The 23,649-nt window shown below is 73.9% G+C and carries 20 protein-coding genes; 10 read left to right on the top strand and 10 right to left on the bottom strand.

Annotation, left to right across the window (positions count from 1 at the left end; all coding sequences use genetic code 11):
- Positions 1 to 3: 3 nt before the first annotated feature.
- On the top strand, positions 4 to 5,532 hold the full coding sequence (locus ACIBI5_RS35070) for a carboxyl transferase domain-containing protein (protein WP_397253032.1): 5,529 nt from the start codon (positions 4 to 6) through the stop codon (positions 5,530 to 5,532).
- Positions 5,533 to 5,553: 21 nt separating this feature from the next.
- Here ACIBI5_RS35070 and ACIBI5_RS35065 read toward each other — a convergent pair whose 3' ends face one another.
- Together ACIBI5_RS35065 and ACIBI5_RS35060 are read right to left on the bottom strand one after the other, a co-directional pair.
- A complete protein-coding gene (locus tag ACIBI5_RS35065) occupies positions 5,554 to 6,990 on the bottom strand; it encodes a hypothetical protein (protein WP_397253030.1) in 1,437 nt (478 codons plus the stop codon).
- The gene (locus tag ACIBI5_RS35060) at positions 6,987 to 7,877 is read right to left on the bottom strand and encodes an ABC transporter ATP-binding protein (RefSeq protein ID WP_397253028.1); all 891 of its coding nucleotides are present in this window, start codon (positions 7,875 to 7,877) and stop codon (positions 6,987 to 6,989) included. The genes ACIBI5_RS35065 and ACIBI5_RS35060 overlap by 4 nt, the downstream gene beginning before the upstream one ends.
- A gap of 122 nt (positions 7,878 to 7,999) precedes the next feature.
- Between ACIBI5_RS35060 and ACIBI5_RS35055 the strand changes: the two genes are divergently transcribed.
- Both ACIBI5_RS35055 and ACIBI5_RS35050 read left to right on the top strand, forming a co-directional pair.
- On the top strand, positions 8,000 to 9,325 hold the full coding sequence (locus tag ACIBI5_RS35055) for a sensor histidine kinase (RefSeq protein ID WP_397253026.1): 1,326 nt from the start codon (positions 8,000 to 8,002) through the stop codon (positions 9,323 to 9,325).
- A complete protein-coding gene (locus tag ACIBI5_RS35050; RefSeq protein WP_397253024.1) occupies positions 9,322 to 9,996 on the top strand; it encodes a response regulator in 675 nt (224 codons plus the stop codon). The genes ACIBI5_RS35055 and ACIBI5_RS35050 overlap by 4 nt, the downstream gene beginning before the upstream one ends.
- Positions 9,997 to 10,011: 15 nt before the next feature.
- On the opposite strand, the gene ACIBI5_RS35045 is transcribed toward ACIBI5_RS35050, so the two are convergent.
- A complete protein-coding gene (locus ACIBI5_RS35045) occupies positions 10,012 to 10,527 on the bottom strand; it encodes an XdhC family protein (RefSeq protein WP_397253022.1) in 516 nt (171 codons plus the stop codon).
- 27 nt (positions 10,528 to 10,554) lie between these two features.
- Positions 10,555 to 12,138 carry a serine/threonine protein kinase gene (locus ACIBI5_RS35040; RefSeq protein WP_397253020.1) on the bottom strand — a complete coding sequence of 528 codons (1,584 nt, stop codon included), beginning with the start codon at positions 12,136 to 12,138 and terminating at the stop codon, positions 10,555 to 10,557.
- Positions 12,139 to 12,273: 135 nt separating this feature from the next.
- Here ACIBI5_RS35040 and ACIBI5_RS35035 point away from each other — a divergent pair, with 135 nt between their 5' ends.
- From ACIBI5_RS35035 to ACIBI5_RS35020, 4 genes are all read left to right on the top strand, one after another.
- Positions 12,274 to 12,504, top strand: a complete 231-nt coding sequence (locus tag ACIBI5_RS35035) for a hypothetical protein (protein ID WP_379622907.1) — start codon at positions 12,274 to 12,276, stop codon at positions 12,502 to 12,504.
- A 3-nt stretch (positions 12,505 to 12,507) separates the two neighbouring features.
- Positions 12,508 to 12,966, top strand: a complete 459-nt coding sequence (locus tag ACIBI5_RS35030) for a Clp protease N-terminal domain-containing protein (RefSeq protein WP_397253018.1) — start codon at positions 12,508 to 12,510, stop codon at positions 12,964 to 12,966.
- A 99-nt stretch (positions 12,967 to 13,065) separates the two neighbouring features.
- Positions 13,066 to 13,941: an ABC transporter ATP-binding protein gene (locus tag ACIBI5_RS35025; protein WP_397253016.1), complete on the top strand. Its 876-nt coding sequence runs from the start codon at positions 13,066 to 13,068 to the stop codon at positions 13,939 to 13,941.
- Positions 13,938 to 14,777 (top strand): ABC transporter permease, encoded by an 840-nt coding sequence (locus ACIBI5_RS35020; RefSeq protein WP_397253014.1) that lies wholly within the window; start codon positions 13,938 to 13,940, stop codon positions 14,775 to 14,777. The genes ACIBI5_RS35025 and ACIBI5_RS35020 overlap by 4 nt, the downstream gene beginning before the upstream one ends.
- 20 nt (positions 14,778 to 14,797) lie before the next feature.
- Here ACIBI5_RS35020 and ACIBI5_RS35015 read toward each other — a convergent pair whose 3' ends face one another.
- Entirely contained in the window at positions 14,798 to 15,409 is a 612-nt protein-coding gene (locus ACIBI5_RS35015) for a TetR family transcriptional regulator (protein ID WP_397253012.1), read from the bottom strand.
- A gap of 70 nt (positions 15,410 to 15,479) precedes the next feature.
- Between ACIBI5_RS35015 and ACIBI5_RS35010 the strand changes: the two genes are divergently transcribed.
- Both ACIBI5_RS35010 and ACIBI5_RS35005 read left to right on the top strand, forming a co-directional pair.
- On the top strand, positions 15,480 to 16,667 hold the full coding sequence (locus tag ACIBI5_RS35010) for a cytochrome P450 (RefSeq protein WP_397253010.1): 1,188 nt from the start codon (positions 15,480 to 15,482) through the stop codon (positions 16,665 to 16,667).
- Between the two features lie 25 nt (positions 16,668 to 16,692).
- Positions 16,693 to 17,337, top strand: coding sequence for a class I SAM-dependent DNA methyltransferase (locus ACIBI5_RS35005; protein ID WP_397253008.1), 645 nt, complete (start codon positions 16,693 to 16,695; stop codon positions 17,335 to 17,337).
- On the opposite strand, the gene ACIBI5_RS35000 is transcribed toward ACIBI5_RS35005, so the two are convergent.
- Complete coding sequence (locus ACIBI5_RS35000; protein WP_397253265.1) at positions 17,327 to 18,085, bottom strand: GNAT family N-acetyltransferase; 759 nt, start codon at positions 18,083 to 18,085, stop codon at positions 17,327 to 17,329. The genes ACIBI5_RS35005 and ACIBI5_RS35000 overlap by 11 nt on opposite strands.
- A 137-nt stretch (positions 18,086 to 18,222) precedes the next feature.
- On the opposite strand from ACIBI5_RS35000, the gene ACIBI5_RS34995 reads away from it, so the two are divergent.
- The gene (locus ACIBI5_RS34995) at positions 18,223 to 19,629 is read left to right on the top strand and encodes an MFS transporter (RefSeq protein ID WP_397253006.1); all 1,407 of its coding nucleotides are present in this window, start codon (positions 18,223 to 18,225) and stop codon (positions 19,627 to 19,629) included.
- Here ACIBI5_RS34995 and ACIBI5_RS34990 read toward each other — a convergent pair.
- From ACIBI5_RS34990 to ACIBI5_RS34975, 4 genes are read right to left on the bottom strand one after another with little or no spacing between them, the layout of a single operon-like run.
- On the bottom strand, positions 19,626 to 20,948 hold the full coding sequence (locus ACIBI5_RS34990; protein ID WP_397253004.1) for an LLM class flavin-dependent oxidoreductase: 1,323 nt from the start codon (positions 20,946 to 20,948) through the stop codon (positions 19,626 to 19,628). The two genes, ACIBI5_RS34995 and ACIBI5_RS34990, sit on opposite strands and share 4 nt — an antisense overlap.
- Positions 20,945 to 21,652, bottom strand: a complete 708-nt coding sequence (locus ACIBI5_RS34985) for an ABC transporter ATP-binding protein (protein WP_397253002.1) — start codon at positions 21,650 to 21,652, stop codon at positions 20,945 to 20,947. Before ACIBI5_RS34985 ends, ACIBI5_RS34990 begins: the two co-directional genes overlap by 4 nt.
- Positions 21,628 to 22,449, bottom strand: coding sequence for an ABC transporter permease (locus ACIBI5_RS34980; protein ID WP_397253000.1), 822 nt, complete (start codon positions 22,447 to 22,449; stop codon positions 21,628 to 21,630). The genes ACIBI5_RS34985 and ACIBI5_RS34980 overlap by 25 nt, the downstream gene beginning before the upstream one ends.
- A complete protein-coding gene (locus ACIBI5_RS34975) occupies positions 22,449 to 23,477 on the bottom strand; it encodes an ABC transporter substrate-binding protein (protein WP_397252998.1) in 1,029 nt (342 codons plus the stop codon). The genes ACIBI5_RS34980 and ACIBI5_RS34975 overlap by 1 nt, the downstream gene beginning before the upstream one ends.
- Between the last annotated feature and the right edge of the window lie 172 nt (positions 23,478 to 23,649).

Raw genomic sequence — 23,649 nt, 5'->3', positions numbered from 1 at the left:
CCGGTGTTCAGTCGTGTGGCCATCGTCAACCGGGGAGAGGCCGCGATGCGCCTCATTCACGCGGTGCGGGATCTTTCAGCGGAGACCGGGCAGCGGATCGAGACGGTCGCCCTCTACACCGACGCCGACCGCGGCGCGACCTTCGTGCGGGAGGCCGATCTGGCCGTGCCGCTGGGGCCCGCCTCGGCGCGGCCCTACCTCGACCATGCCGTGCTGGAGCGGGCGCTGGCCGAGTGCGGCGCCGACGCCGCGTGGGTGGGGTGGGGGTTCGTCGCCGAGGACCCGGCCTTCGCCGAGCTGTGCGAGAAGCTCGGCGTCACCTTCATCGGGCCCAGCGCCGAGGCGATGCGCAGGCTCGGCGACAAGATCGGCGCCAAGCTCCTGGCCGAGCAGGTGGGCGTGCCGGTGGCGCCGTGGAGCCGGGGCGAGGTCGCCACGCTGGCCGAGGCGCTGGCAGCCGGGCAGGAGATCGGCTATCCGCTGATGCTCAAGGCGAGCGCGGGCGGCGGCGGGCGCGGCATCCGCATGGTCGCCTCCAGCGAGGAGCTGACCAACGCCTACGAGCGCACCAGCCAGGAGGCGCTGCGCGCGTTCGGCTCCGGCGTCGTGTTCCTGGAGCGCCTGGTGACCGGCGCCCGGCACGTCGAGGTCCAGGTGATCGCCGACGGTCAGGGTACGGCCTGGGCGTTGGGCGTGCGCGACTGCTCGGTGCAGCGCCGCAACCAGAAGATCATCGAGGAGTCGGCCTCGCCGGTGCTGTCGGCCGCTCAGAGCGCCGAGCTGAAGGCCTCGGCCGAACGGCTGGCCGTGGCGGTCGGCTACCGGGGCGCCTGCACGGTGGAGTTCCTCTACCACCCGGGCGAGCAGCTGTTCGCCTTCCTGGAGGTCAACACCCGGCTGCAGGTGGAGCACCCGATCACCGAGGTCACCACCGGTACCGACCTGGTCCGCCTGCAGCTGCACGTGGCGGCGGGCGGGCGGCTGGAAGGCGGGCAGCCGGCCGAGATCGGGCACGCCGTCGAGGCCCGGCTCAACGCCGAAGACCCCGACCGCGACTTCGCGCCCGCGCCCGGCCGCATCGCCCGCCTGGTGCTGCCGTCGGGGCCGGGCATCCGTGTCGACACCGGCGTCAGCGAGGGCGACACCATCCCCGCCGACTTCGACTCCATGATCGCGAAGATCATCGCCTACGGCAGCGACCGCGAGCAGGCGCTGGGCCGGCTGCGCCGCGCGCTGGCCGACACCACGGTGATCATCGAGGGTGGCGCCACCAACAAGAGCTTCGTCCTGGACCTGCTGGAGCAGCCCGAGGTCATCCAGGCGCGCGCCGACACCGGCTGGATCGACCGCGTGCGCGCCGAAGGCGGCCTGGTCAGCCACCGCCACTCCGCCATCGCGCTGGCCGCCGCCGCCATCGAGGCCTACCAGGATGAGGAGGAGGTCAGCCGGCAGCGGCTGCTGTCGACCGCCCACGGCGGCCGGCCCCAGGTCCAGCACGACCCCGGCCGCCCGCTGGACCTCAAACTGCGCGGCGTCGGCTACCGGGTCAGCGTCGCCCGCGTCGGGCACAACCGCTTCCGCGTCGCCGTCTCCGGCGGCGGCCGGCCTTACCCGGCCGACGTCGAGGTCGAGCGCTTCGACGAGCACTGCGGCCAGATCGTCGTCAACGGCCGCCGCTTCCGCCTGGTCTCGGCCACCCACGGCCCCATCCACCTGGTCGAGGTCGACGGCGTCACCCACCGCGTCAGCCGCGACGAGGGCGGCGTCGTGCGCTCGCCGGCGCCCGCGCTGGTGGTGGCCACGCCGCTGGCCGTCGGCGACGAGGTCGAGGCCGGCGCGCCGCTGCTGGTGCTGGAGAGCATGAAGATGGAGACCGTGCTGCGCGCGCCCTTCCGCGCCCGCGTGCGCGAATGCCCGGTCTCGGTCGGCAGCCAGGTCGAGACCGCCGCGCCGCTCATGCGGCTCGAACCGCTGTCGGACGACGGCCCCGGCCAGGAGCAGGCCGCCGTCGCCGCCGTCGAGATCGAACTGCCCGCCGAACCCGCCCCCGCCTCCCCCGCCGAACGCGTCGAGCGCGGCCTGCAGGACCTGCGCAGCCTCCTGCTCGGCTTCGACGTCGACCCGCACGACGGCCAGCGGGTCCTGTCGGCCTACCTGTCGGCGCGCGCCGAGCTCGGCGGCCGGCTGCTGGAGGGCGAGCTGAACCTGCTCACCCTGTTCGCCGACCTGTGCGAACTCAGCCGTAACAAGCCGGGTGTCGAACTCGACGCCGAACCCGACAGCGCCGTGCACAGCCCGCGCGAGTTCTTCCACAGCTACCTGCAGAGCCTCGACGCCGAACGCGCCGGCCTCACCGAGAGCTTCCAGGCCAAGCTCGCCACCGTCCTGGCCCACTACGGCATCACCGGCCTGGACCGCACCCCGGAGCTGGAGGCCGCGGTCTTCCGGATCTTCCTGGCCCAGCAGCGCATCAGCACCGACGTCGCCATCGTCTCGGAACTGCTGCGCCAGTGGCTGGGCGGCACACCCCCGCTGGAGTCGCTGTACGAGCGCGCCGGGCTCGGCCTGGAGCACCTGGTCGAAGCCACCCAGGTGCGCTTTCCCACCGTCTCCGACCTGGCCCGCGGCGTGGTCTTCCGCTGGTTCGCCCAGCCGTTGCTGCGCCGCAACCGCGCCAAGGTGTACGCCGCCGTCCGCGACGAGCTGCGCTACCTCGACCACAACCCCGAGGCGCCCGACCGCGCCGAGCGCATCCAGGTCATGGTCGCCAGCGCCGAGCCGCTGGTGCGCCTGATTGGCCAGCGCATGCGCCGCCCGGGACGCGAGCACGCCCCCCTGCTGGAGGTCTTGACCCGCCGCTACTACGGCAACCGCGCCCTGTCGCAGGTGGCCGTCAGCCAGGCGGGCGGCAGCCGGTTCGTCACCGCCGAGCACAGCGGCCCCAACGGGCTGGCCCGCGTGGTCACCACCGCCGTCGACATCGCCGCCCTGCCCGCCGCCGTCACCGCGCTGGCCGCCTTCACCGAACCGGGCACCGAAGCGGACAGCGGCCAAGACAGCGGCCGGGAGCAGGGCGTGCGGCGCGAGCTGGTCGCCGACCTCTACCTCACCTGGGAGGACCAGCCCGACGCCGAGGCCATGGCGCAGCGGCTCGGCCGCATCCTGGCCGAGCACGCCCGCCCCCACGGCGTACGCCGCATCACCACCACCGTCGCCGGCACCGGCGGCGCCGTGATGCACCACCACTTCACCTTCCGGCCCGACGGCGCCGGCGGCTTCACCGAGGACCGGCTGATCCGCGGCCTGCACCCGCAGATCGCCCAGCGCCTGCAACTGCAGCGCCTGCGCGCCTTCGACCTGACCCGGCTGCCGTCGGCCGACGAGGAGGTCTACCTGTTCAAGGCCGTGGCCAAGAGCAACCCGGCCGACGAACGGCTCATCGCGATGGGCCAGGTCCGCGACCTGACCCCGCTGCGCGAGGCCGACGGCCGCCTGGTGGCGCTGCCCGCGGTCGAGGACGCCATCACCGCCGGCCTGGACGCCATCCGCAACATCCAGGCCCAGCGCCCCCAGAACAAGCGCTTCGACACCAACCGCATCATGATGTACGTCTGGCCCTCGACGGAGATCTCCACCGACGAGCTCAACATGCTGGTCCAGCGCATTCTGCCCACGACCGCCGGCGCGGGGCTGGAGGAGGTCCAGTTCGTGGCCCGCCAGCGCACCACATCCGGCGAGCTGGCCGAGGTGTCGGTGCGCATCACGCTCGACGCGGGCCGCGGCGCGCACGTGCACGTCGGCAAGCCCTCCACCGAGCCGCTGCAGCCGCTGGACGACTACCGCCAGAAGGTGCTGCGCGCCGCCCGCCGCGGCACCGTCTACCCCTACGAGCTGACCGGCCTGCTGGCCGGGCCGCGCGGCGCCTTCGCCGAGCACGACCTCGACGAGCACGGCGCGCTCGTGCCCGTGCGGCGCCCCCCGGGCAAGAACTCCGCCGCGCTCGTGGCCGGCGTGGTCACCACGATCACCGAGCGTCACCCCGAAGGCGTCACCCGCGTCGTCCTGCTCGGCGACCCGACCAAGGCGCTGGGCGCGCTGTCGGAGCCGGAGTGCGCGCGCGTCATCGCCGCCCTCGACCTGGCCGAGCGCATGCGGGTGCCGCTGGAGTGGTTCGCGCTGTCGGCCGGGGCGCGGATCTCGATGACCTCCGGCACCGAGAACATGGACTGGGTCGCGGCCGCGCTCAAACGCATCGTCACCTTCACCCAGGCCGGCGGCGAGATCAACATCGTGGTCGCCGGGATCACCGTCGGGGCGCAGCCGTACTGGAACGCCGAGGCGACGATGCTCATGCACACCAAGGGCATCCTGGTGATGACACCGGACTCGGCGATGGTGCTCACCGGCAAGCAGTCGCTCGACTTCTCCGGCGGGGTCTCGGCCGAGGACAACTTCGGCATCGGCGGCTACGACCGGGTGATGGGGCCCAACGGGCAGGCGCAGTACTGGGCGCCGAACCTGGCCGCCGCCCGCGAGGTGCTCATGGCGCACTACGACCACACCTACGTCGTGCCCGGGGAGAGCGGGCCGCGGCGGGCGTCCACGATCGACCCGGCCGGGCGGGACGTGCGCGCCTACCCGCACCAGATCGCCGGCAGCGACTTCACCACCGTCGGCGAGATCTTCTCCGCCGAGCACAACCCCGACCGCAAGAAGCCGTTCGACATCCGCACCGTGATGCGCGCGGTCTCCGACCAGGACCACCCGGTGCTGGAGCGGTGGGCGGGCATGGCCGACGCCGAGACCTCCGCCGTGCAGGACGCCCACATCGGCGGGTTCCCCGTCTGCCTGATCGGCATCGAGTCGCGTTCGGTGCCGCGGCGCGGCTTCCCGCCCACCGACGGCCCCGACACCTACACCGCCGGCACGCTGTTCCCGCGCTCGTCGAAGAAGACCGCGCGTGCGATCAACGCCGCCTCCGGCAACCGGCCGCTGGTGGTGCTGGCCAACCTGTCCGGCTTCGACGGCTCGCCCGAATCGATGCGCAAGCTGCAGCTGGAGTACGGCGCGGAGATCGGCCGGGCGATCGTCAACTTCGACGGCCCGATCGTGTTCTGCGTCATCTCCCGCTACCACGGCGGCGCGTTCGTGGTCTTCTCCAAGGCGCTCAACCCGAACATGACGGTGCTGGCGCTGGAGGGCTCGTTCGCCTCGGTGCTCGGTGGCGCCCCGGCGGCGGCCGTGGTCTTCTCCGGCGAGGTGAACAACCGCACCGCCACCGACCCCCGGGTCACCGAGCTGCAGGCGCGGGTCTCCGCGGCCAGCGGGGCCGAGCGGGCGGCGCTGAACGCCCAGCTGGCCGAGGTGCAGTCCGCGGTGCGGGCGGAGAAGCTCGGCGAGGTCGCCGCGGAGTTCGACCGGGTGCACAGCATTCAGCGGGCCGTCGAGGTGGGGTCGGTGGATGCCATCATCGGCGCCGCCGAGCTGCGCCCGCGCATCATCGCCGCCCTTGAGCAGGCCGCGGGACGCTGAGGGGGTTCAGCTGAGGGGGGTTCACGCGTCGCCGCGGCCGAGGCGGCGCAGGCCCAGGCCGAGCGCGAGCGCGGCGTAGGCGGCCAGCACCGCCAGCCCCGCCCAGCCCGGCAGCGGGAAGGAGCCCTCCTGCGCCAGCCCGCTGCCCGGCACGTGCGGATAGGCGGGAACGCTCTGCTGGACGGCGAAGCCGGCCGCCGGGCTCACCCGCAGCAGCCACTGCCCCACCGTCGGCGGCAGCAGCGAGGTGGTGGCCAGCACGTACGGCAGGACGACGGCGGCGACGGCGGCGATGACGGCCGGGGTGGCCCGGCGCAGCCACGCGCCGAGCCCCACCGCCAGCACCGCCGTCAGCGCCACCAGCGCCGCCGTGCCGGCCAGCACCCCGGCCTCGGCGACGGGCGTGACCGGCAGGACGAGGTTGCCGTTGGCGCGCAGCAGCGGCAGGGCGACCAGCGCGCTCGCGACCAGCGCGGCCAGCGCGCCGGCGAAGCTCACCGTGCCGGCGACCACGGCCTTGGCCGCCAGCACCCGGCCGCGGCGCGGGCCGGCCAGCAGGCTGGCGGCGATCAGGCCGCGCCGGTACTCGGCGGTGACGAACACGGTGGCCACCACGATGACGGCGATGAGCGCCAGCACGACCCCGCTCAGCAGCTGCTGGAGCGTCGCGCCGCCGTGGGGGCCCACGGGGGCGATGTCGCCGCCACCGGTCACCGTGTACACGCCCGCGGCCTCGGTCATGGCGCCCTCGCCCGACCGCGTCCACGCCCGCCCGGGAGTCTCCCCCCGAAGGGTGAGGTGGTCGAAGACGCCGGTCGCCGCCACCGGGCGGCCCCGGGCGATGACCCCGCCCAGATGGCCCCCTTCGACCGACAGTTCCTCCGGTGAGGCGACGAACATCCCCACCCGTACCCGCGGGCCGAGCCCCGCCGGCCGGACGGTGCCGAGCGTGCGCCACCGTTGGCCGTCGGCGGACTCGGCGCCGGTCACGTCCTGGCCGGTGCGGGTCAGGCGCAGCCAGCGGGGCGCCGCGCCGGGGCTGCCGGCGAGGTCCTCGGTGAAGTCGTGCTGCAGGCGCGCGCCGTGCCCGGCCGTCACCATCACCGCCGCGTACGACGCCCCCGGCCGCGTGCCGTCCTTGACCAGCAGGCCCGCCTTGGCCCACGGCGCCGCCGCGCGCAGTGAGGCCACCCGCACGGTGACGCTGCCGTCGCCGCTCAGCTCCCGGTGGACGAAGGAGGCCGTGTCCTGCACCGCCTGCCCGCCCGGCCCGATCGGCGGCGCCGGGCAGGCCACCGCGGTGTCGTTCACCCCGCAGCCGGTCGTGCTGCCCGCCGCTGTGGCCACCGCCAGGGCGAAGACGGCCAGCGGCCCGGCGGCCAGCCCCGCCGTCCAGGCGCGCACGGTGCGCAGCTTCGTCCACTCCGCCCGCACCATCCGGCCAAACGCCACGCTCACCGGGTCAGCTCCATGTAGGCCTCCTCCAGCGTGGCCCGATAGGCGACGATCTCGGTGTACGGCACGGCGGCGCCGTCCAGCACCCGCGCCACCCGCTCACGCCCGTCGAGCCCCGAGACGGTGAGCACCTCCTGCCCGCTGACCGCCACCGTCGCGCCCGCGCCCGCCAGCGCCGCCATGGCCGCCTCCCGCGCGCCCGTGCGCACGGTGAAGCGCCCGCGCGAGGCGTCGGCGACGAGCTCGTCCACGCCCAGGTCGGCCACCACCCGCCCCCGCCCCGCCACGACCAGATGCCCGGCCGTGTCCTGCAGCCGGCTCATCAGCCGGCTCGCCACCAGCACCGCGCGCCCCTCGCCCGCCAGCTCCCGCAGCAGCCCGCCCATCCATGCGCTCTCCTGCGGGTCCAGGCCGGCGAACGGCTCGTCCAGCACCAGGATCGGCGGATCGCCCAGCAGCGCCGCCGCCAGCCCCAGCCGCTGACGCGCCCCCTGCGACAGGGCGCCCGCCCGCCGCCGGATCGCCGCCCCCAGCCCCACCAGCTCGGCCACCTCATCCACCCGGCGCGCCCCCGCGCCCTGCGCATGAGCCAGCCACAGCAGGTGGTCGCGGGCCTTGCGGCCCGGATGGAGCGCGTCCGCGTCCAGCAGCGCGCCGACGTGCCGCAACGGCTCACCCAGGCTCCGGTACGGCCGGCCGCCCACCAGCGCCCTGCCCTCCTGCGCCACGTCCAGCCCGAGCACGACCCGCAACGTCGTGGACTTGCCCGCGCCGCCGGGGCCGACGAAACCCGTGACCCGCCCCGGCCGGGCGGTGAACGACATGCCGTCCAGCGCCGCCACCGCGCCGAAACGCTTGCGCAGCCCGTCGACCTCGATACTCGCCTCCATGTCCGGCAGCGTAGGCGGCCCTGCCCGGTGGGTCGTCCCGCACACGAGCGATCTTCCCGGCCGGGGCGCCTCCCTCCCAGGAGGGATGCCGGGCACGCGGCGGGCAGGCCACAATGGCTAGCGTGAAACAGGGCGATGACCAGCGCCGACAGGGCGGCGCTGGGTGGTGGACGCGGGAACGGGCGCAGCTGGTGGCGGGCGTGGCGCTGGCGGCGCTGGCCGTGGGCGAGGCGCTGCTGCGGGTGCGTGGCCTGTCGATGGAGGGGTGGGGGTCGGTGAGCGACATCACCCCGGCCGCCACCCGCCCGCCCTCCGGCATGGTCCCGTCCGCGGAGGGCGTGGGTTCGGAGAGCGCGGGGCCCGGGAGCCCGGGGCCGCGGGGTGTGGGGCCGGGAGGCGCGGGGCCGTGGTTGTCCGGGCTGGTGCTGCCGTTGCTGGCGCTGGCCACCACCGCGCCGCTCGTGCTGCTGCGCGGGCAGCGGGTGGCGTGCGCGGCGCTGGTGAGCGCCTCGGTGGTGCTGTCGCTGCTGGCCTTCCAGACGCTGACCGCCGCCGGGGCGGGGGCGCTGCTGCTGGCCTGCTACCTGGCCGGACGGACCGGGCCCGCGGTGGCGGCCGTGGCGGTGGCGGCGCCGTACCCGGTGATGGAGCTCATCGGCACGACCGGCGCGGCCACCGCCACGCACACGCTCGTGCTGGCCTGCCTGGCGCCCGCGACGGCACTGGCCGCCATCGCCCGCCGCGCCCGCGCCGAGGCGCGCGAGCACACCGAGGCCCGGCAGGTCATCGCCGACTCGCTGCTGGAGCACACCGCGCGCGGCGAACGCGCCCGCATCGCCCGCGAACTGCACGACGTGGTCGCCCACCACATCTCCATGGTCGCCGTGCAGGCCGAGACCGCCCGCGTCAGCGTCGCCGGAATGTCGCCCGCCGGGGCGCAGCGGCTGTCGGCCATCGGTGACACCGCGCGCGCGGCGCTCACCGAGATGCGGCGGCTGCTCGGGGTGCTGCGCGAGGACGCCGGAGCGAGCACCGCGGCCCGCCGGCCACAGCCGGGGCTCGGGCTGGGCGAACTCAACGAGCTGCTGGACGAGGCCCGCCAGGCCTCCGGCACCGGCATGCGGCTCATCCTGCGGGGCACACCGGCCGCGCTGGATCCGGGGGTGGAGCTGGCGGCGTACCGGATCATCCAGGAGGCCCTCACCAACGCCCGCCGCCACGCGCCCGGCGCCGCCGTCGACGTGCGCCTGGACTACCACGGCCAGGGCCTGCACCTGAGCGTGCGCGACAACGGCCCCGGCCCCTCCGGCGACAACACCCAGGGACGCCACGGGCTGGCCGGCATGCGCGAGCGTGCCCTCGCCGTCGGCGGACGCCTCAGCACCGGAGCCGCCCACGGCGGCGGCTTCCTCATCGAAGCCCACCTCCCGGGAAAGCAGACGCCATGAGCCAGGTCCGCATCGTGGTCGCCGACGACCATCCGGTCGTGCGCACCGGCTACGCGGAGATGCTGGGCACCCAGCCCGGCTTCACCGTGGTCGCCACCGCCGCCGACGGCGCCGAGGCGGTGCGGCTCTGCCGCGAGCACGCGCCGGACGTGGTCCTCATGGACGTGCGCATGCCCGGCATGGACGGCATCGAGGCCACCCGCCGCCTGGTCGCGGCCGGTGCGGGCCCGCGCGTGCTGATCCTGACGACGTTCGATCTCGACGAGTACGTCTACGACGCGCTGCGGGCCGGAGCCAGCGGCTTCCTGCTGAAGGACGTCACCGCCGAGCGGCTGTTCGAGGCGGTAGGCGTCATCGCGGCCGGTGACGCCCTGCTGGCCCCGGCGGTCACCCGGCGCCTGATCAGCGAGTTCGCCCAGCTACGCCCCAAGCAGGACCCGTCGGCGGCGGCGTCGCTGCGCGCGCTGACGCCGCGCGAGACCGAGGTGCTGCGCCTGCTGGCCGAGGGCCTGTCCAACCCGGAGATCGCGCTGCGCCTGACGGTCACCGAGGAAACGGTCAAAACCCACGTCAGTCGCATCCTGGCCAAACTCGGCCTGCGCGACCGCACCCAGGCCGTGGTCACCGCCTACGAAAGCGGCCTGGTCATCCCCGGCACCCGCCCCATCTAGCAGAGGCGACCGGCTCTAGAAGGCGAACCCACCCGGCCGGTCGTTGCGGTCGGCGATCAGCCCGGCCAGGGTGGCCACGGCGATCTCCGGCGGCGTCTGGGAGCCGATGTTCAGGCCGATCGGCCGGTGCACGCGGGCGATCTGCGCGTCCTGCACGCCGAGCTCACGCAGCGCTCGCACGTGCGGGCCGGTGTGGCGGGGGCTGCCCATGATGCCGATCCAGCGGGCCGGCGTCGCCAGCAGGTCGCGCAGGAGCGGGCCGATCTCCTGGCGGTGGTGGTCGGTGAGCACCACGTCGGCGGCGGCGTCGAGGTAGGGGCCGGGTTCGCGCTCGGCCGGGTGGCCGGGCAGGACGCGGGCGGGGTCGGGCTCCAGCAGGACCGTGCGGAAGCCGAGCTCGGCGCCGTAGCGCAGCAGGCATTCGGCCACCGGCGAGGCGAAGACCGCCACCAGGGTGCGCGCCTGCCGATCGGCGGGGGCCTGGCCGTGGGCGGCCTCGCACGCCGGGTCGTGGTCGTGACGGTGCGTCATGACGGCAGTCTGCGTGGTGCGGGCGCGTCATGACAAGCGGCAGGTCACCTCCTGGGCCATCCCGTTCTGCGGCTGCTCGGCGACGGCGTTGCGGCCCGGGTACTTCCATTGGCAGACCGTCGAGGCGGAGATCTTGGCGTTGGAACCGCCCATGCACCACAGGTTGGCCCAGCCGCCGGCCGCCATGCTCGCGCCCTGCGTCTTGCAGTAGGCGTGGGCGTCGTCGAGGGTGATCGGCGCCTGGGAGGGCGCGGCCGGCTCGCTGGGCGGCGCGCTGGTCGGTTTGGCCGTGGGCTTGTGCGTGGGTTTGCGGGTGGGCGCGGCGTCGGTGGGCTCGACGGGCGCCTGGGTGCGGGGCGCCTTGCGGGTGGCGCTCGGGGTGGCCCGGTGCGGGGTGCCGCTGGGTGAGGGTACGGCCTTGGCCGACTGCGAGCGTTTCGTGGCCCCGGGCGCCGGGGTGCCGTGGACGGCCGGGGTGGCGCCCACGTGGGTGGACGGCGCGGGCGTGGAAGGTGCGGGAGCGGAGGTAGGAGAGCCGGGGACGGAGGCCTTCGCGGCGGCCGGGGTGGTCAGGGCGGCGTGGTTGCCGGAGGCGCCGGGCGCCAGCGCGAAGTAGCCGGTGACCGCGGCGGCCAGCAGGACGGCGCCCGCCGTACCGAGGAGCAGGCCGCGTCGCGCCCGCGCCCGCGCGGGCGCGACGGCCACCGGCGTCGTGGGAGGGCCCGCGGCGGCGGGAAGGCCGGGAACGTCCGGGGCGGCGAAGCCGGTGGCGGCGGTGCGGCGGACCGGGACGGTGTCCCACGCGGGCGGCGGCAGCGCCCGCAGGCGCTCGATCACCTGGGCCGCGGTGGGCCGCTGCGCGGGGTCCTTGGCCAGGCACTCCCCCAGCAGCAGGCGCAGGGGGCCGTCCAGCTCGCCGAGGTCGGGGTCGCCCTGCAGGATGAGGTGCAGGATGCCCGGGATGGAGTCGCCGACGAAGGCCCGCTGGCCGGTGGCGGCGTAGACCATGGTCGCGCCCCAGGCGAAGATGTCGGCGGCCGCGCCGATGTCGCCGCCGGCGATCTGCTCGGGCGCCATGTAGGCGGGGCTGCCGATGGGCTGGCTGCTGACGACCGACTGGCTGAGGTCCAGGGCGCGGGCGATGCCGAAGTCGATGACGACGGGCCCGTCGGGTCCCAGCAGCACGTTGCCGGGCTTGAAGTCGCGGTGCACGACCCCGGCCTCGTGGATGGCGGCCAGCGCGGTCGCGGTGTTGACGGCCAGGCGTTGCAGCGCGGCGGCGCCGCGGGCGCCGTTGTCGCGCACGGAGGCCTGCAGGGACGGCCCCTGGACGTACTCGCTGACGATGTACGGCCGCGCCCCCACGAACCCGGAGTCCAGCACGTGCGCGGTGCAGAAGGGCGCCACCCGCTTGGCGGTCTCCACCTCGCGCAGGAAGCGCTGCTGTTCGCGCAGGTCGGCGATCAGATGCGGGTGCAGCAGCTTGATCGCGACCGGTGCGCCTTCGCCGGTGCGCCCGATGTAGACGGTGCCCTGGCCGCCCGCCCCCAGCCGCCCTTGCAGGCGGTAGGGCCCCACCGCCCGGGGGTCCTCGTCCAACAGGGCCAACACCTCGGGCACCAAGCCTCCAGCCAGTAACGTGGGCCAAGATCGTACCAAAGCAGGAGCGATGCCAGTTAAGGGACGAGTCAGAGCTTTAAGCAACCCAAGTTGCTCAATAGGGCTTAGTCAACTACAGTTGCTCACATGTCCGCTGAAGAGATCCCTGCTCCCTCCGACCCCGCCGACGGCCTGGCCGCGGTGGCGGCCCTGCGGCGGCTGGCCGACCAGCTGGAGGACTCCGCCGTCGAGCAGGCGATGCGGGCGGGCTGGAGCTGGCCGCAGGTCGCCGAGGCACTCGGAGTGACGCGCCAGGCGGTTCACAAGAAGCACGCCAAGCGGCTCATCGCCGCGGGCGTCCAGCTGAGGAGGCGCTGAGCCGTGACCCCCTTCGATCACTACTTCCACACGATCATGACCCAAGGAGAACACGAAGCCCACCAGGACCACTCGGCCACCGTCGAGGCCCACCACCTGCTGCTGGCCATCGCCGGCCACGAGGGCACCAACGCCCACCGGCTCCTGGCCGAGGTGGGCCTGGACCGCGGCGGGGTGCGCGCGGCGCTGGATCGCGAGTTCGAGCACAGTCTCAACGCCGTCGGCATCTCCGCCGCCGCCTACCGCCTGCCCCCGGCCGCCGGCGCGCCCAAGTCGCCCGGCATGGGCGCCTCGGCCAAGCTCGCGCTCGAGCGCGCCTTCACCACCGTCCGCAAGAAGGACATCGACTCCGCCCACCTGCTCGCGGGCATCCTGCGGGCGCAGGTCGGCACCGTGCCGCGCGCCCTGGCCCTGGCCGGCGTCGACCGCGAGGCCCTGCTGAGCCGCGCCCAGGACATCTGACCCAGGCCGCCCGTCCACCGTTTCGCCGCATCGCGCGGAACGGCCCTGCCGCCATGGGTTAGTAAGCACTCACTCACTCACTACAGGGAGAATCCCGCCATGCCCTCCGGCACACCCGTGCTGGACGTCGACGGCCTGCGCATGCGCTACGGCAGCACCGACGTCCTGCACGATGTCACCTTCCAGGCCCGCCACGGCGAGGTCCTGGCCCTGCTCGGCCCCAACGGCGCCGGCAAGACCACCACCATCGAAATCCTCGAAGGCTTCCGCAGCCGCTCGGCCGGCCGCGTCCAGGTCCTCGGCGCCGACCCCGCCGACGGCGGCGAACGCTGGCGCGCCCGCGTCGGCGTGGTCCTGCAGTCCTGGCGCGACCACGGCAAATGGCGCGTACGCGAACTGCTGGCCCACCTCGCCGCCCACTACACCGCCTACACCCGCCCCTGGGACCCCGATGAGCTCATCGCGGCGGTCGGCCTCACCCCGCACGCCGGCAAGAAGATCAAAACGCTCTCCGGCGGCCAGCGCCGCAGGCTCGACGTGGCCATCGGCATCGTCGGCCGGCCCGAGCTGCTGTTCCTGGACGAGCCCACCGCCGCCTTCGACCCCGCCGCCCGCCACGACTTCCACGAACTCGTGCGCGGCCTGGCCGTCGACCAGCACACCACGATCCTGCTCACCACCCACGACCTGGCCGAGGCCGAGAAACTCGCCGACCGCATCGTCATCCTGGACGGCGGCCGCGTGATCGCCGACGGCAGCGCCGCCGAACTGGCCCGCGGCATCGCCGGCCAGGACGAGGTCCGCTGGGTGCACGAAGGCCGCCGCCACACGCACAGGGCCGCCGACTCCACCGGCTTCGCGCGCGAGCTGTTCGCCCGCCACGGCGCCGCCGTACAGGAACTGGAGGTGCACCGCGCCTCCCTGGAGCAGACCTACCTCGCGCTGGTACGCCACGCGGAACAGGAGAGCCGATGAACGCCGTGGTCCTGCGCGCCGGGTGGCGGCGCGGCGTGATCGAGCTGCGTCAGTCCTTCACCAACGGGTCCGACCTGTTCAGCCACCTGCTGTGGCCGGTGCTGATGCTCGTGGTCATGTACTTCCTGCGCGAGAGCTCCTTCGGCGCCTCCGGTCTGCTGCTGGGCACCCTCGCCCTGCCGAGCGTCCTGGGCATGAACGCCGCGCTCGGCCTGGTCAGCCTCAGCCAGCAGCTCACCTACGAACGCGAGGACGGCACGCTGCTGCGCGCCAAGGCCACCCCGCACGGCATCCAGAGCTACCTGGTGGGCAAGGTCGTCTCGGTCTCCGGCGGCCTGCTGGCCGACCTGGCGATCTTCCTCGTGCCCGGCCTGCTGATCGTCAAGGGGCTGGACCCCGGCGCGGCGTCCTGGCCGGCGCTGCTGGGGGTGCTGGCGCTGGGCATGGTGGCCACGCTGCCGATCGGCGCGGTGCTCGGCTCGGTGTTCCCCAGCGCCCGCGGCCAGGGCCTGCTGCAGCTGCCGATCCTCGGCATGATCGCGATCTCCGGCATCTTCTACCCGATCACCACGCTGCCGGAGTGGGTGCAGTGGATCGCCCAGGCCTTCCCCTTCTACTGGCTGGGCCTGGGGATGCGGGCGGCGCTGCTGCCGGACGCGGCGGTCATGGTCGAGATCGGCCAGTCCTGGCGGCATCTGGAGACGGCCGGCGTCCTGGCCGCCTGGGCGGTGCTCGGCCTGCTGCTGGCTCCGGTGGTGCTGCGCAGGATGGCGCGCAAGGAGTCCGGTTCGAGCGTGGCGCAGCGCCGCGACAAGGCCCTGCGGCGCGCGATGTGATCGGCAGCGAGCGAGGTGACCTACAGCGAGCGCAGGCCGCGCATCGCCAGCTCGGCCGCCCGCTCGCTCGCCTTGCGCCGTTGCGGTTCGGAGTGGCCGAGCTCGTGGCTGACCAGCGAGGCGGCCTGCAGCGCGCCCATGAGGGCGCCTATCGCGGCCGCCGCGGTGACCTGGTCGATCTCCTCGGGGAAGGTCTCGGCGAACGCGGCCGCGATCTTCCGCTGCAGGTCGAGCAGCACCATCAGCGCCCTGGCCTGCACCGAGGGCACGGTCATGACCAGCGTGCGGTACTGCGCGGCCCACTCCGGCTCGTCACTGAGCGGGCCGTGGTCGAGGAATCGGGCCACGACCTCCTCGTAGGTGCGCAGCAGCAGGTCGGAGACGGACTCGTCGGGGCGGCGCCCGGCCAGCACCTCCAGCGTCACCTCGTAGTAGTCGCCCGCGGCGAAGAAGACCACGTCCTCCTTGCTCGGGAAGTGGTTGAAGAACGTCTTGGTGGCCACGTCGGCCGCGGCGGCGATCTGGGCGACCGTGGTCTGCTCGAAGCCCCGCTCGGCGAACAGCCGGAAGGCCGCCTCGGCGATGAGCTCTCTGGTCTGCCGCTTCTTGCGCGCGCGGCGCGTCTCCTCCATACGCGAACCTTACACCACCGGTATATTTACATCGGTTGTAACTTTACTTCGAGTGGTGTTATCTGAAGGCATGATGCCTCTGCAACCCCCGGCGGGCCGCCCCTTCGACCCGCCCGACGAACTGGCCCGGCTGCGCGGCGAGTGCCCCGTCAGCCCGATGACCTACCCCGACGGGCACGAGGGCTGGCTGGTCACCAGCCACGAGCTGGTCCGCGCGGTCCTGGCCGACCGGCGCTTCAGCCACCGCGCCGACCTCGTGCACACCCCCATGCCCGGCGCCGGCGCCCGCGCGCCCCTGCGGCCGGCGCCGCCCGGCGCGTTCCTGGCCATGGACCCGCCCGAGCACACCCGCTACCGTCACCTGCTCACCGGCGAGTTCACGGTACGGCGCATGCGCCGGCTGAGCGGCAGCATCGAAGCCGTGGTGGCCGACCACCTGGACGCCATGCAGGCCAAGGGCCCGCCCGCCGACCTCGTCGCCGACTTCGCCCAGCCGATCCCCGGCGTGGTGATCTGCGAACTGCTCGGCGTGCCCGACGACGAACGCGAGCGCTTTCGCCACCACATGCCCATCTTCGCCAGCACCCGCGCCGGCGCCGAGGACAAGGCCGCCGCCTACGCCGCCGCCACCGCCTCCATCGCCGACCTGATCGCCGCCAAACGCGCCCACCCCACCGACGACCTGCTCAGCGGCCTGGTCACCGGCGGCGAACTCAACGACGAAGAGCTCGTCACCATCGCCTTCCTGCTCATGGGCGGCGGCTTCGACACCACCGCCAACATGCTCGCCCTGGGCGCCTGGACGCTGATGCGCAACCCCGGCAGCGTCGAGAAGCTGCGGCGCGAGCCCGGCCCGGCGGTGGAGGAACTGCTGCGCTACCTCAGCATCGTCCCCGCCACCGCGCGGGCCGCGCTGCAGGACGTCGAGCTCGGCGGCGAGCTCATCCGCGAGGGGCAGACGGTCACCGTCTCCATCCCGGCCGCCAACCGCGACCCCGCGCACTTCCCCGACCCCGACCGCCTCGACCTCGGCCGCTCGACCGCCGGGCACGTCGCCTTCGGGCACGGCATCCACCAGTGCCTCGGCCAGCAGCTGGCCCGGGTGGAGATGACGGCCGGGCTGCCGGCGCTGTTCGCCCGCCTGCCCGGGTTGCGGCCGGCCGTACCGGATGAGCAGGTGCCGCTGCGCACGGACATGATGATCTACGGCCTGCACGCGCTGCCGGTCACCTGGGAGGCGAACACGCTCACGCCGTGAACGGCCGGGGCTAGGATGCACCCCCGTGATCGAAGCCGACTTCCTGACCCGTACCCGCACCTCCTACGACGCCATCGCCGTCGAGTACGACGAGCTGGCCCGTGACGAGATGGACCGCAAGCCCCTCGACCGCGCCATGGCCGGCGCCTTCGCCGATCTCGTGCGCGGCCGGGGACCGGTGGCCGACGTGGGATGCGGCACCGGGAACCTCACCCGGTTCCTGCACGAGCGGGGCGTCGAGGTCTTCGGCGTGGACCTGTCGCCCGGCATGCTCGCCCTGGCCGGAAAGACGCTGCCCGGCGTGCGCTTCGTCGAGGGCTCCATGCTGGAGCTGCCCGTGCCCGACGAGTCCGTCGCGGGGCTGGCGGCCTGGTACTCCACCATCCACATCCCCGACGAGCTGCTGCCCCAGGCGCTGGCGGAGTTCCACCGGGTGCTGGCGCCCGGCGGGTACGCGCTGCTGGCCTTCCAGGTCGGCGACGAGCCGCTGCACCTGACCGACGCGCTCGGCCACCCGATCGACCTGCTCTTCCACCGCCGCCGCGCCGAGCAGATGGCGCGGCTGCTGCGCGCGGCCGGGCTGCCCACCCACGCCCGGCTGGAACGCGAGCCGGAGGACGAGCGGGCGCCTCAGGCCTTCCTGCTGGCCAGAAAAGAGTTCACGGACTGAGGTACGGCGTGGTCGTCGCCAGCGCCGCGAACCCCAGCCTGGCCAGGATGGGCCGGCTGGTCGGCGCCGCGTCGACCTGCAGGAAGTGGTAGCCGCGCGCGGCCGCCAGCCGGGCGCGGTAGGCCACCAGCGCCCGGTACAGGCCCCGCCCGCGCCAGCTCGCGACGGTGCCGCCGCTCCACAGGCTGGCGAAGTCGGTGCCCGGATGCAGCTGCATGCGCGCCGCGCTGACCGGCCGCCCGTCCGCCATCGCCACCACCGCCTCGACCTCCAGCGGCCGCTCGGCCAGCTGGGTCAGCAACTGGTGGCGCACCCGCGAGGAATCCCCGCCGAAAGCCTGCTCGTGCACGGCGGCCATCAGCTCCACCCCGGCCGCGTCACGCACCGGCCGCAGCTCCACCCCGCCCGGCACCTCCTCGCTCAGGCTCAGCTCGCCGATGCGCCCCACCATGAGCGTCTCGGCCTCGTCGGCGACGAACCCCGCCGCGGCCAGCCGCCGCGCGAGGTCGGCGGGGCGGTCATGGCTGTAGAGCTTCCATTCGAAGGTACGGCCCAGCCCGCCGTAGAAGGCGACCTGCTCGGCGATGACGGCATCGGCCCCGGCATCGTCCAGGTCCGACCACAGGATGCCGTTCCAGTCCTCGGGCCCGCCCACCTGGCGTACCACCGAGCCGGTCCACTCCACCCGGACGCCCGCGGCGTCGGGCCGCGCCTGCCGGCGCATCTGCAGATCGAAAAGCGGCAACATCACGCGCCCCACCCTAATGCCCCATTCCTGCGAGATCACGACGGCCGTCTGCCCCGCCGGTTGAAGGTTGGCGGCCTGCCGGCCCTGCTGGAGACGGGCCAGGGTTCCGGGAGGCGTTCAACGAAACGCTGGAAGACATGGATCTCGCACATCGGCGGACACTGGCGGCCGTCAGCGCCGCCCAACTCCTCGTCGTCCTGGACGGCACCATCGTCAACATCGCCCTGCCCACCGCCCAGCAGGCGCTCGGCCTGACCGACGCCAACCGGCAATGGGCGATCACCGCCTACGCGCTGGCCTTCGGCGGGCTGCTGCTCATCGGCGGCCGGATCAGCGGCGCGCTCGGGCACCGGCGCGCCTTCGTCATCGGCCTGGCCGGGTTCGCCGCCGCCTCGGCGCTGGGCGGGGCGGCCACCGGCCCCGTCATGCTGTTCGCGGCGCGGGCGCTGCAAGGGGTCTTCGCCGCCCTGCTCGCGCCCGCCGGGCTGTCCCTGCTGACGACCACGTTCACCGAGCCGCGCGAGCGGGGGCGGGCCTTCGGGGCTTTCGCCGCGGTCGGCGCCGCCGGGTCGGCGATCGGCCTGGTGGCCGGCGGGCTGCTGACGGAGTACACGAGCTGGCGCTGGTGCCTGTACATCAACGTGCCGATCGCGCTGCTGGCCGCGGCGGCCATGGCCAGGACCGGCCGCGAGACGCCCACCGCGGCGCGGGGGCGGATGGACGTGCCGGGCGGGCTGCTGAGCGTGGCGGGGTTCGCCGCCCTGGTCTACGCCTTCAACGAGGCCGAACCGCTCGGCTGGGGCGCGCCCAAGGTGCTCGGGCTGCTGGCGGGCGGGGTCGTGCTGCTGGCGGCGTTCGCCGTGGTGGAGACGCGGGCGCCCGAGCCGCTGCTGCCGATGCGGGTGCTGCTGGACCGCGCGCGGGCCGGGGCGTTCGTGGCGATCACCCTGATGTTCGTGGCCATGTTCGGCTTCTACCTGTTCATGAGCTACTACACCCAGGCCACGCTCGGCTACACACCCGTCCAGGCCGGGCTGGCGCTGATCGTCAACGCGGTCGCGGCCCTGGCCGGAGCCTCCCTCATCGCCGGGCGGCTGCACGGGCGGGTGCCGCCCGGGGTGCTGATCGTGGCGGGCCTGCTGGCGGCCGCCGCCGGCATGTTCGTGCTGACCCGGCTGGAGGAGGGCGGCACGGGCGTGCTCGGCGGGTACCTGCTGCCGGCGCTCGTGCTCACCGGGCTCGGGCTCGGCTGCGTGCTGCCCCCGACCGCGGCGCTGGCCACGGCGGGGCTGCGCGGGCACGACGTCGGCGCCGCCTCGGCCGCCTACAACGCCGCCCAGCAGGTGGGCGCGGCGCTCGGGGTGGCGCTGCTCAACACCGTGGCCGCCGCGCACACCGCGCCGGTGCCCGGTTACGTCGCCGCGCTGGGGCTGGCGCTGGCGATCTTGCTGGCCGCCGCCCTGCTCACGGCGCTGCTGCTGCGCCCGCGCCGGGCGCCGAGCCGTCCGGCCCCTGACCCGGACGGCTCGGCTGTGCGGCGCTAGAGCGCGGGCGCGTACCGGCTGGCCGGGCGGGGCAGGCCGTAGTGCTCGCGCAGCGTGGCGCCGCCGTACTCGCGCCTGAACAGCCCGCGCGAGCGCAGCAGGGGCAGGACGTGGTCGGCGAAGACCTCGAAACCGCCGTTGAGGTAGGGCGGCATGACGTTGAAGCCGTCGGCCGCCCCGCCGGTGAACCACTGCTCGATGCGGTCGGCGATCTGCTCCGGCGTGCCCGCGGTCACCCAGTGGCCGCGGGCGCCTGCCAGGCGGTGCAGGAGCCGGCGGATGGTGGGGTTCTCGCGATCGATGATGTCGAGCACGACGCCGAAGCGGCTGCCGTAGCCGCGCTGCTCGTGGGTGGGCAGCTTCTCGCGCGGCACCGGCCCGTCCAGGTCATGGCCGACGAGGTCGATGCCGAGGAACTGGCGCAACTGCCGCAGGGAGTACTCGGGCTGGGTGAGCTCGTCGAACTCCCGCTGCAGCGCCTTGGCCTCGGCCTCGGTGGAGCCGATGAACGGGCTGATGCCGGGCAGCACCTTGACCAGGTCGGGGTCGCGGCCGGCGGCCTTCACCCGGGACTTGACGTCGGCGTAGAAGTCGCGGGCGTTGTCCAGCGTCTGGTGGGCGGTGAAGATCGCCTCGGCGTGGTGGGCGGCGAAGGCCTTGCCGTCCTCGCTGGAGCCGGCCTGGACGTAGACGGGGCGGCCCTGCGGGGTGCGCGGGGTGTTCAGCGGGCCGCGTACGCGCAGCCGTTCCCCCGCGTGCTCGATGGCGTGGATCTTGGCGGAGTCGGCGAAGACGCCGGAGGCCGGGTCGATGACCAGCGCGTCGTCCTCCCAGCTGTCCCACAGCGCGCTGACCACCTCCAGGAACTCGTGCGCCCGCGCGTAGCGCTCGGCGTGCACCGGATGCTCGTCCAGGCCGAAGTTCTGGGCGGCCTGCGGGGCGCCGGTGGTGACGATGTTCCAGCCGGCCCGCCCGCCGGACAGGTGGTCCAGCGAGGCGAACAACCGGGCCAGGTTGTAGGGCTCCAGGTAGGTCGTGGAGGCGGTGGCGATGAGGCCGATGCGCTCGGTCACCGCCGCGATCGCCGACAGCCACGTGAACGGCTCCAGCCGGAAGCGGCTGGCATAGCGCACGTTGTCGGGCAGCGAGGGCCCGTCGGCGAAGAAGACGGCGTCCATCGTGGCCTGTTCGGCGCGCTGGGCCAGCTCCTGGTAGTAGGTGATGTCCAGGACCCGCTCCGGCCGGGCCTCGCGGTGGCGCCAGGCGGCCTCGTGGTGGCCGCCCGGGTAGACGAACAGGTTCAGGTTGAGCTGTCTCATCGGGCCTCTCCCCTCACGCCGAGCGCGCGCAGCAGCTCGGACCTGATCTCGCTGTGGCTCCTGGCGCCGTCCAGGCGCTGCTCGGCGGCGATCCGGCCGTGCGTGAGTACCAGGATCCGGTCGGCCAGGGCGATGGCCTCGTCCACGTCGTGGGTGACCAGCAGGACGGCCGGGCGGTGCTGCTCGTACAGGCGGCGCAGCAGCGCGTGCATCTTCAGCCGGGTCAGCGCGTCCAGCGCGCCGAACGGCTCGTCGGCCAGCAGCAGGCGCGGCTCGCGCACCAGCGAGCGGGCCAGCGCGACCCGCTGCTGCTCGCCGCCGGACAGCTCGCTGGGCCAGGCGCGCTCGCGCCCGCCGAGCCCGACCTCCTCCAGGCCGGCGCGGCCCTTGGCCTCGGCCCCGTCCAGGCCCAGGATCACGTTGTCCAGCACCCGCTGCCAGGGCAGCAGGCGGGCGTCCTGGAAGACGACCGAGACCTGCTCGGGCACCTCGACGCGGCCGGTGCCGGCCACGTCGTAGTCGAGCCCGGCCAGGGCGCGCAGCAGCGTGCTCTTGCCCGAGCCGCTCTGGCCGAGCAGCGCCACGAACTCCCCGGCGGGGATCTCCAGGTCCAGGGCGTCCAGGATGACGCGCTCGCCGTAGGAGCGGGTCAGCCCTTCGATGCGTACGGCTGCCGCCGTCAGCCGGCCAGGGTGCGTCGCCATGACAGCGCCCTCCTTTCCACCAGGCGCACGGCGGCGTCGGAGAACAGGCCGAGCAGCCCGTACAGGACGATGCCGACGAGGATCACGTCGGTCTGGCCGTAGGTGCGGGCCAGGTCCATCATGTAGCCGATGCCGCTGGTGGAGTTGATCAGCTCGGCGACCACGAGGAACAGCCAGGCGGTGGTGACGGCGAAGCGCATGCCGAGCAGGAAGCCGGGCAGCGCGCCGGGCAGCACGACCTTGCGGATGAACGCCGCCCGGCCGAGTTCCACGCTCTCGGCCAGCTCGACGTAGCGGGCGTCGATGCCGCGCAGCCCGTTGTGGGTGTGGATGTAGATGGGCACGACGACGCCGAGCGCGATGACGGTGATCTTCATGCCTTCGCCGATGCCGAGCCACAGGATGAGCAGCGGCATCAGGGCCAGCGCGGGCACGGCGCGTTTGATCTGGACGGGCCCGTCGATGAGGGCCTCGCCCCAGCGGCTCAGGCCGGAGGCGAGGGCGAGCAGGGTGCCGGCGGGGATGCCGAAGGCCAGGCCGAGCCCGACCCGCTGGACGGAGGACAGGAGGTGCTCCTGCAGCCGGCCGCCGGCGATGAGCTCGCCGGTGGTGGTCACGACGGTCCAGGGGGCCGACAGGAAGCGGGGGTCGAGCAGGCCGGTGGCCGAGCCCGCCGCCCAGGCGGCCACCAGCAGGAGCGGGCCGTACAGGAAGCCGAGGCGCAGGGGGCGGCCGGGGCGCAGGCCGCGGCGGGCGCGGGCCTGGACGAGGGTGTCGGGCGGGGTGGCGAGGAGCATCAGGCACCGTCCCTGACGGTCTGGAAGCGCAGGTCGTAGAGGTCGGCGGCCTTCAGCGGCCGGTTGCCGGTCTCGGCGGCGAGGATGTCGATGGTCTCCTGGTGGCGGGCGACGGCCTGGCTCCAGTCGGTGGGCAGGTCGGGTTCGCCGGCCAGGTCGACCAGGTACTGGCCGTCTTCCGGGGTGAGTCCCTGGTCCTTGACGTAGTAGCCGGCGATCCATTCCTTGGGGTGCTCATACACCCAGCGGGAGGCGCGGACCCAGGCCGCGACGTACTCGCGCAGGGCCGCCGCCTTGGCCGGGTCCTTCAGGGTTTCCGCGCGCACGTACAGGTGGCTGGGGTCGTCGCGCAGGTCGTGGCGGATGGTGGTGGCGCCGTCCTTGCCGAACTTGGCCGTGTAGCGCTTGATGTTGACGCCGCCGATGGGCGCGACGTCGACCTGCTTGCCGGCCAGGGCGTTGGGGTAGACGTCGCCGGTGCTGGGCAGCTCGACGAGGGTGACGTCCTGCTTGGTGAGTCCGGCCTTCTTCAGCACCTTGAGCACCAGCGCGCCCTGGGCCTGGCCGGGACTGTAGGCGATCTTCTTGCCGCGCAGGTCCGCCAGGGTCTTGACGAGCACGCCGGGGGCGATGCCGAGCTCGTAGGTGGGATGGGTGAGCGGGTCCTTCCTGAACCGCGAGGCGATGATCTTCACGGGCAGCCCGGTCCAGGTGGCGTGGATGGCCGGGATCTCGGCGACCGCCCCCACGTCGAGGGCGTCGGCGCGGAAGGCCTCGGAGGTCTGCGGGCCGCCGCTGAGGTTGGCCCACTCGATCGGGAAGGAGAACGTGCCGATCTCGCCGGACAGCTCCAGCGCGATCTTGGTCGACGGATCGCCGATGATCAGCTTGGTTCCCCGGGGCACGGTGGTGGGCAGCGGCGCGTCGGGGGCGAGGGCCTGCTGGGTGCTGGAGTCCGCCTGGCCGCAGGCGGCCAGAAGCACGGAGGTCAGGAGTACGGCCAGCAGGGGGCGGGGATGTGCGGGCATGCGGAATCGTCCTTCGACGGAAGAGCAGACAGACGGGTTACGGCATGCGGCGGATCGGGTCCGGCGCTAGGACCGGCAACACTGTGCGCTGGCGACGCGGCAGTAGTCGATGTGCGCGCGACGGGTCAGGCCTGGACTCACGATCTTCACGATAGGCGGACCCGACCTTATT

This window comes from Nonomuraea sp. NPDC050540 (assembly GCF_044457485.1).
Classification (GTDB): Bacteria; Actinomycetota; Actinomycetes; order Streptosporangiales; family Streptosporangiaceae; genus Nonomuraea.
The sequence above is the reverse complement of the archived record's forward strand: the minus strand, read 5'-3'. Positions and strand labels throughout refer to the sequence as shown.